8 protein-coding genes are annotated in these 7,498 nt (G+C 74.3%); 4 read left to right on the top strand and 4 right to left on the bottom strand.

Annotated elements, in window-relative coordinates; genetic code table 11:
* Positions 1-303 precede the first annotated feature (303 nt).
* The gene (locus F9B16_RS47760; RefSeq protein ID WP_151546901.1) at positions 304-1,131 is read left to right on the top strand and encodes an alpha/beta fold hydrolase; all 828 of its coding nucleotides are present in this window, start codon (positions 304-306) and stop codon (positions 1,129-1,131) included.
* A 56-nt stretch (positions 1,132-1,187) separates the two neighbouring features.
* Here the strand turns inward: F9B16_RS47760 and F9B16_RS47755 are convergent, their stop codons facing one another.
* The gene (locus F9B16_RS47755) at positions 1,188-1,544 is read right to left on the bottom strand and encodes a YybH family protein (RefSeq protein ID WP_225992613.1); all 357 of its coding nucleotides are present in this window, start codon (positions 1,542-1,544) and stop codon (positions 1,188-1,190) included.
* A gap of 182 nt (positions 1,545-1,726) precedes the next feature.
* On the opposite strand from F9B16_RS47755, the gene F9B16_RS47750 reads away from it, so the two are divergent.
* Positions 1,727-2,170: an acyl-CoA thioesterase gene (locus tag F9B16_RS47750; RefSeq protein WP_192809358.1), complete on the top strand. Its 444-nt coding sequence runs from the start codon at positions 1,727-1,729 to the stop codon at positions 2,168-2,170.
* 163 nt (positions 2,171-2,333) lie between these two features.
* On the opposite strand, the gene F9B16_RS47745 is transcribed toward F9B16_RS47750, so the two are convergent.
* The 3 genes from F9B16_RS47745 to F9B16_RS47735 form a co-directional block, all read right to left on the bottom strand.
* The gene (locus tag F9B16_RS47745; protein WP_151546899.1) at positions 2,334-3,296 is read right to left on the bottom strand and encodes an ARPP-1 family domain-containing protein; all 963 of its coding nucleotides are present in this window, start codon (positions 3,294-3,296) and stop codon (positions 2,334-2,336) included.
* A gap of 96 nt (positions 3,297-3,392) precedes the next feature.
* The gene (locus tag F9B16_RS47740) at positions 3,393-4,754 is read right to left on the bottom strand and encodes a VWA domain-containing protein (RefSeq protein ID WP_151546898.1); all 1,362 of its coding nucleotides are present in this window, start codon (positions 4,752-4,754) and stop codon (positions 3,393-3,395) included.
* Positions 4,755-4,914: 160 nt separating this feature from the next.
* Positions 4,915-5,592 (bottom strand): TetR/AcrR family transcriptional regulator, encoded by a 678-nt coding sequence (locus F9B16_RS47735; protein WP_151546897.1) that lies wholly within the window; start codon positions 5,590-5,592, stop codon positions 4,915-4,917.
* Positions 5,593-5,692: 100 nt separating this feature from the next.
* Here F9B16_RS47735 and F9B16_RS47730 point away from each other — a divergent pair, with 100 nt between their 5' ends.
* Positions 5,693-6,640 (top strand): ATP-binding cassette domain-containing protein, encoded by a 948-nt coding sequence (locus tag F9B16_RS47730; protein WP_151546896.1) that lies wholly within the window; start codon positions 5,693-5,695, stop codon positions 6,638-6,640.
* A gap of 44 nt (positions 6,641-6,684) precedes the next feature.
* The gene (locus F9B16_RS47725) at positions 6,685-7,455 is read left to right on the top strand and encodes an ABC transporter permease (protein WP_192809357.1); all 771 of its coding nucleotides are present in this window, start codon (positions 6,685-6,687) and stop codon (positions 7,453-7,455) included.
* The last annotated feature ends 43 nt before the right edge of the window (positions 7,456-7,498 follow it).

Here is a 7,498-nt window from a genome sequence, read left to right as displayed (position 1 = left end):
CGCGGGCGGTGCCGGGGGCGCGTCGGGCGGGACGTCGGCGGGCGCGTACGCGGGCCTGGCGCCGGGCGTCTGCGGCATGGCCGCACGCTAGCCGCGCGCGCCGTGCGTCCCCGCCAGCACGCGCCCGCCTTTGCCGAGACTTCAGCCGCCGCCCGGCGCCGGAACCCTGCGGCGCGGTGCGGGGCGCGACGAGGTGCGGGGCGTAAAGAAAGGTCGACCCGGCCTTGTCCCGTGATCCGGGTAGCGGCGCGCGAGCTCGGGAACGCCCGCCGGAACGCACCGATACGTCTGGGGGTTGAGGGGATGGGGTTCGTCACGACGCGCGACGGCAACGAGATCTTCTTCAAGGACTGGGGGTCGGGTCCCCCGGTGGTGTTCGTCCACGGCTGGCCGCTGAACGCCGACGCGTGGGAGGACCAGTTGAAGGCGGTGGCCGACGCCGGGTACCGCGGCATCGCCCACGACCGCCGCGGGCACGGGCGCTCGTCGCAGCCGTGGGAGGGCTACGACTTCGACACCTTCGCCGACGACCTCGCCGACCTGCTCGGCGCGCTGGACCTGCGGGACGTCACGCTGGTGGCGCACTCGATGGGCGGCGGGGAGCTGGCCCGCTACATCGGCCGGCACGGCACGGGGCGCGTCGCCAAGGTCGTGCTGCTGTCGGCGATCCCGCCGCTGATGCTGCGGACCGACGCCAATCCCGAGGGCGTCCCGGCGCAGGCGTTCGAGGACATCAAGGCCGGGATCCTGCGGGAGCGCTCGCAGTTCTGGCGGGACGTCTCGGAGACCTTCTTCGGCACCAACCGCCCGGACAGCCGGGCGACGCAGGGCAACCGGGACGCGTTCTGGTTCATGGCGATGCACGAGAGCGTCAAGGCGGGCGTGGACTGCACGACGGCGTTCGCCGAGACCGACTTCACCGACGACCTGAAGAAGATCGACGTCCCGACGCTGATCGTGCACGGCGACGACGACCAGATCGTCCCGATCGACGCGACCGCCCGCAAGTCCGCGCGGATCGTCCCGGACGCGACGCTGAAGGTCTACGAGGGCGCCTCGCACGGCCTGGCGATGGTCCCGGGCGACAAGGAGCGCTTCAACCGCGACCTGCTGGACTTCCTGGCCGCCTGAGGCCTCGCGCGCCCGCTCCTGCACCGGCCGACGACGCCCGCCCGCCGGCGCGGGGGTCAGCGGGTGGGGGTGGTGAACTCGGGTTGGTCGAGGACGCGGAGCCAGCTGCCGTCGGGCTGGCGGCGGACGACCTGGGCGCGGGCGCCGGCGCCGTCGCGGGGCGGTGTGGAGGTGAGGGCGATGTCTCCGCTGACCAGGGTCGGCAGCGGCTCTTCGGGTTCGAAGTGGGGGCGGGCGGCGAGCACCTTCTCCCACAGCGCGCGGATCGCGTCGCGTCCGACGGTCTGCGAGCCGGGCGGGTAGGCGAGCACGGCGTCCTCCTCGTAGAGGGCGGCGACTCCGGCCGCGTCGCCGGCGTTGGAGCGCTCGACGAACAGGCGGGTGATGTCCTCGGGGCGCATGGCCTTGTCCATGGTGTCCTCCCTGGTGGGTGGTTGGTTCACCTCCTATGCTCGGCGCCCGGAAGTCAGAAGTCCAACAGATACTTCTTCTCATATGCAGAAGCAAGAATTATGGATCCGTGGTGCCGCGCGGCAAGGGGCCGTCCGGGATGTCACCGTCCGTCGTGTGCGGGAGTGCGGCAGGATGTGGCGGTATGGGGAAGATCTTCACGCATCGGCTGCGGGTGCGGTACAGCGAGTGCGACCAGCAGGGCGTGGTGTTCAACGGCCACTACCTGTTCTTCTACGACGTGGCGCTCACGGAGTTCTGGCGTGCGGCGGTGTGCGGGCCGGACGAGATGGTGGGCGCGGGCTACGACCTGGTGGTGGCGGAGGCGCGGATCCGGTACCGGGAGGGCGCGCGGTTCGACGACCTGGTGGACGTGGAGATGCCGGTCGCGCATCTGGGGACGACGAGCATGGTGGTGCGTCCGCGGTTCGTGGTGGGCGGGCGGCTGATGGCCGACGGGGAGGTGCGGCACGTGTTCGTCGACCCGGGCTCCAAGTCCAAGCGGGAGATGCCGGGGGACGTGCGGGCGGCGCTCGCGCCCTACCTGGAGGAGACGGGACAGGTGGCCGGCACCGGGTCGGGCTCGTGATCGCTTGGCGACGTGCTGAGCGTCGTGCGAGATCCGGACGTGGAATCCGGGTTTTCGCCTGACGGGTCCGGCTCAGTTCCCGTGGGTCCGATTCAACTGGGTGGGGGCCGCCCGGGGCAACCCCTTTTGGGGGCCGTCCCGGGCGGGTCCGCGCGGGGCCGGGTCAGCGGGCGAACAGGGAGGCGTAGACGGCGTGGCCGCCGTCGGTGACGACCTGCCCGGCCAGGTGCGGGCCGGTGACGGTGGACAGCCGCAGGTCCAAGTAGCGTTCCTCCTCCTGCACGTCGGCGGCCTCGTCGAGCGCGGCGGCCGCGAGCCGGGCGGCGATGCCGGTGAGGCGGGCGGCGCGGTCGCGGTCCAGGGCGCCGCGCAGTTCGGCGAGGGTGGCGGCGCTGTAGGGGGCGGCGGGCGCGGGGGCGGGTTCGGCGCGCCAGGCGGCGACGCCGTAGGCGAAGCACGCCAGCGCGGGCCACATCTCGGCGAAGTAGCGGGGGCCTGGGCAGATCTCCAGGCCGGCGAAGCGTCCGTCGATGAGGAACAGGGCGCCGACCTGCCCGGGCTGGGGTTCCAGGCGGCTCTGGAACTGGGTGAGGACGGGCCGCTGGCGCGACAGGATCTGCTCGAGGTGGCCGCGGCGTGGCAGCCCGCAGCGCTGGTTGAGCTCGGCGATGTCGGCCCACAGCTTGGCGTAGCCGTGGACGCCGCGCAGTTCCAGGGCGCGGGCGCGCAGTTCGCCGGGCAGGACGAAGAACCACTGGTCGCGTCCGGTGAGGTAACCGCCCTGGGTCTGCTGGACGCAGCAGGCGTCCTCGAACAGCAGTTTCTGGCCGGGGGCCAGGAACGCCGACCGGCACAGGGCGTGGTTCTGGGCGGCGTCCTGGACGTAGCCGATGTGCAGGGGGACGATCGCGACGCCGTCGGCGGCGCCGTTGCGCAGTTCGAGGCGTCCGTAGCCGGTGACGCGCGACAGCTTCAGCCCGGTGCGGGGCGGGACGTAGCCGGGGCGGTCGGGGCCGGAGATCGGGACCATGGTGAGGGCGCCGGCCTGCTGCGGGGTGCCGAGGCGGTGCCCGGCGAGGCTGAGCGGGCCGGGCACCAGGGTGTCGAGCGCCGTCATCTCGGTCATGCGGTGCTCCTTTCGTTCGTGCCGGCGCAAGAGCGCCCCAGGGGGCGCGCGGGCGGGCGCGCGGGCGGGCGCGCCGCGGGTCTGCGGTGGGGCGGGTCAGGCGGCGAGGGCGGTGGTGAGGTCGGCGGCCTGCCGGTCCAGGGCGTCCAGGCGGGCGTGCAGGGCGGTGCGCAGCCAGGGGCGGCCGGCGGGGCAGTGCGCGAACATCCAGGGCAGCAGGGCGGTGAAGTCGTCCTGGTGCCAGAACCCGCGCTGCGGCAGCGACGGGTCGGGGCGGCGCAGGGCGAGGTCGTCGGCGGCGGTGAACAGGGCGTGGCAGAACACCACGGGGGTGGTGACGCCGGCGCGCGGGAGGGTGGCGGTGACGCGGGCGAGGTCGCCGGGGAAGCGGTTCTCGTAGCCGTCGGAGACGACGGCGACCAGGTCGGGGGCGGCGGCGAGGGCGTCCAGCACGCCGGTGGCGAGGTCGGTGGCGCCGCGGGGGGCGCGTTCGTCGCCGCCGACCTCGACGACCTCGAGCCGGTCGCAGACGCGCGACAGCAGCATCCGCAGCGCTGCGGCCTGCGACAGCACGGCCCATTCGCGTTCGCCGTAGCCGCGCATCGACGCCGAGGCGTCCAGGACGAGCGCGACGGTGCCGGCGAAGCGGGGGAAGGCGCGGGCGGCGTCGTCGACGTAGCGGCCGAGGGCGGCGTACAGGTCCTCGGCGGGGCCGCCGCGGTACAGGTGGACGAGGGTGGCGGCGATGTCGCCGCGGTTGGTGGCGGTGACGGTCGGGGGCTGCCGGCGGGCGGTGTCGAGGGTGAGGGCGGGCTCGTCGGGCAGGGGCCGCGCGGCGCCGGCGCCGGCCGCTCCGGTTGCGGTGGGCGCGGGTGCGGCGGCGGCGTAGAGGGCCTGGACGCGGGCGGGTGCGGCGGCGGGGACGGCGAGGAAGCGCAGCAGGCGGCGCCGCAGGTAGTCCGAGCCGGTGTCGCCGTCGTCGATGCGGCGGGCGCAGCCGCGTGCGGCGGTCTTGCCGAGCGCGTGCTCGAAGCAGTCGAGCAGGGCGGGGCGGCGGGCGGCGATGAGGGCGTCGGCGTCGGGGTGCTCCAGCACGAACCGCAGCACGGCGCGGGTGGTGTGCTTGTGGTTGGCGCGCAGCCGGCGCAGCGCGAGCAGGACGGTGATGACGTGCGCGGGCGGCAGCGCCAGCGTCAGGACGCGGGCGAGGCGCGCGAGGGTGTCGCGGGTGGCGTCGTCGAGACCGGCCTGGGAGGCGGCGAGGGTCTGCAGCAGGACGCGGGCGCGCTGCCAGGGCAGCGCGCCGGGGGCGAGGGCCAGCAGCGCGTAGTGCTCGGGGCCGGCGGCGTGGGCGGCGCGGTGCACGTCCGCGTCGTCCCAGCGCAGGGTGCCGCCCCGGGGCAGGGTGAGGGGGGTGTCGTGGGTCTGCAGGTGGGCCAGGAGCGTGGGGGTGTCCATGATTGATCGCCTCCGCAATCATGGATTTTAGGAACGCCGCGGAGCGCCTCGACACTCATTTTCCGGCCGCCGTACCCGGGTCGGTGCGGTGCCATGCGTCCTCGGGCCGGCCGGGCGCCGGTGGCGGGGGCGTTCCGAGGGGCGCGGCCGGGCGCCCGCGCTACTCGCCGGGGGCGGGTTTGGGGGCGTAGTCGCCGATGCCGTGTTCCAGCATGTCGAAGACGCGGGCGGCGGAGGCGTAGACGTCGTCGCGCATCTCGGCGAGGGTCTCGCCGGCGGCCTTGCGGGCGGCGATCTCCTCGATGAGCACGCCCTGCGCGGCGTAGATCATGGCGGCGGCGACGCGGGGGGTGACGTCGTCGGGGCCGGCGCCGGTCTCCTCGGCGAGCAGGCCGGCGAGGGCGTCCTTGAGCTGCTGGCCGAGTTCGCGGGAGCGGGCGGTGAGGGCGGGGCTGTCGCTGACGGTCTTGAACCACACCTCCGAGCCCTCGTGGAAGGCGGTGCGGTAGGACCCCTGGTCGAGTCCCTCGAGGTAGGTGCGGCGGTAGAGCGCGACGACGCCCTCGCCGGGTCGCCGTTCGCGGAAGGCGCGCCCGACGGCCTCGACCATCTCGTCCTGGCGGTCGAAGAACAGGTCCTCCTTGGTCCTGAAGTAGTTGAAGACCGTGTTGACCGACACGTCGGCGGCGCGGGCGACGTCGGCGACGGTGACGTTGTCGAAGCCGCGCGTCATGAACAGCCCGGTGGCGATGTCGGCGATGCGGCGGCGGGTCTCGCGCTTCTTGCGCTCGCGCAGGCCGAGTTCGGGTTCGGACCGCCGGTCGAGCTCCTCTGCCATGCCGGAGATCCTACCTTCGCTGGTGTCACTAAAAACTTGGTGTGACTGCAAATTTATGGTTACTCTATCGGCGAGTCGTTCACCCCCACCGGAGGTCATCGTGATCGAGGCACGCGGGCTCGCCCGCACCTTCACCGGCAAGCACGGGACGGTCGAGGCCGTGCGCGGCGTGGACCTGTCCGTGGCGCCCGGCGAGATCGTCGGGTTCCTCGGCCCCAACGGCGCCGGGAAGACCACCACACTGCGGATGCTGACGACGCTGCTGGCGCCGACCGCCGGCACCGCCACCGTCGCCGGGCGCGACCTGCGCGCCGACCCCGGCGGGGTGCGGCGCCGCATCGGCTACGTCGCGCAGGGCGGCGGCACCGACCCGTCCGTCCCGGCCGGCGAGGAGCTGGATCTGCAGGCCCGCCTGTACGGGGTGGACGGACGCGCGGAGCGGATCGCCAAGCTGTGCGCGCGGCTGGAGCTGGAGGGGCTGCAGGACCGTCCGTGCGGGGCGCTGTCGGGCGGGCAGCGGCGGCGGCTGGACATCGCGCTGGGGCTGGTGCACCGACCGCCGCTGCTGTTCCTGGACGAGCCGACGACCGGCCTGGACCCGCAGAGCCGCGGGAACCTGTGGGAGCACGTCCGCTCGATGCGCGCCGAGGACGGGACGACGGTGTTCCTGACCACGCACTACCTCGACGAGGCGGACGCGCTGTGCGACCGGCTGCTCATCATCGACCGGGGCCGCATCGTCGCGGCGGGCACGCCCGCGGAGCTGAGGCGCCGCGTCGCCGGCGACGTGGTCACCCTCGAGCTCGCCGACCCCTCGGGCGCGGCGCGGGCCCGCGAGGCGCTCGCGCGGCATCGCGCGGTGCGGGAGGCGGTGGCCGCCGGCGGCGCCGTGCGGCTGACCGTCGAGGACGGCGAGCGGCAGCTGATGGGCCTGGTGCGGGCGCTGGACGCCGCGGGGGTGGAGCTGGCGTCGCTGAACCTGGCCCGTCCCAGCCTCGACGACGTGTTCCTCACCGTCACCGGCCGTTCCCTGCGCGACGCCGCCTGACCGGCGGCGGGCCGCGTCCCGAATCAATGAGAAGGAGGAGTGCGATGTCCTTGGCACGGACCGCCGCCGACACCCGCCTGGTGTTCGGCCGGTATCTGCGGCAGACGCTGCGCAGCAAGGTCGCGGTGGTGTTCGGCGCGGTGCAGCCGCTGCTGTACCTGGTGCTGTTCGGGCCGCTGCTGTCGCGGCTGGTGGACGTGCGCGGGTTCGGCGCCGGCAACGCCTGGCAGGTGTTCGTGCCGGGCGTGCTGATCCAGCTCGCCCTGTTCGGCGCCGGGTTCGTCGGGTTCGGGCTGATCGGGGAGCTGCGGTCGGGGGTGGTGGAGCGGCTGCGGGTGACACCGGTGAGCCGCACCGCGCTGCTGCTCGGCCGGGTGCTGCGCGACACCGTCATCGTCACGGTCCAGGCGGTGATGCTGGTGGCGGTCGGGCTGGCGCTGGGGCTGCGGGCGCCGGTGGGCGGCGTCGCGGTCGGGCTGCTGTTCGTGGTGTCGCTGGCGGTCGCGGTCGCGTCGCTGTCGTACGTGCTGGCGATGCGGACCCGCACCGAGGACGCGTTCGCGCCGCTGCTGTCGGCGGTGACGCTGCCGCTGATGCTGCTGTCGGGGATCCTGCTGCCGATGAGCCTTGCGCCGGGCTGGCTGGACGCGGTGTCGCGGTGCACGCCGTTCCGGTACGTGGTGGACGCGGCGCGGGCGGCGTTCCTGGGCGACTACGCGACGGCGGCGGTCGCGGAGGGCGCGCTGGTCGCGGCGGTGCTGCTGGTGGTGTCGGTGTGGCTGGGGGCACGCCGGTTCCGCGCCGAGAACATCTGACCGCCCGCCCGCCCCGCGCTGGAGGGCCGGTCAGTGCGGGGCG

Source organism: Actinomadura montaniterrae, assembly GCF_008923365.1.
In the GTDB taxonomy this organism is placed as follows: Bacteria; Actinomycetota; Actinomycetes; order Streptosporangiales; family Streptosporangiaceae; genus Spirillospora; species Spirillospora montaniterrae.
The sequence above is the reverse complement of the archived record's forward strand: the minus strand, read 5'-3'. Positions and strand labels throughout refer to the sequence as shown.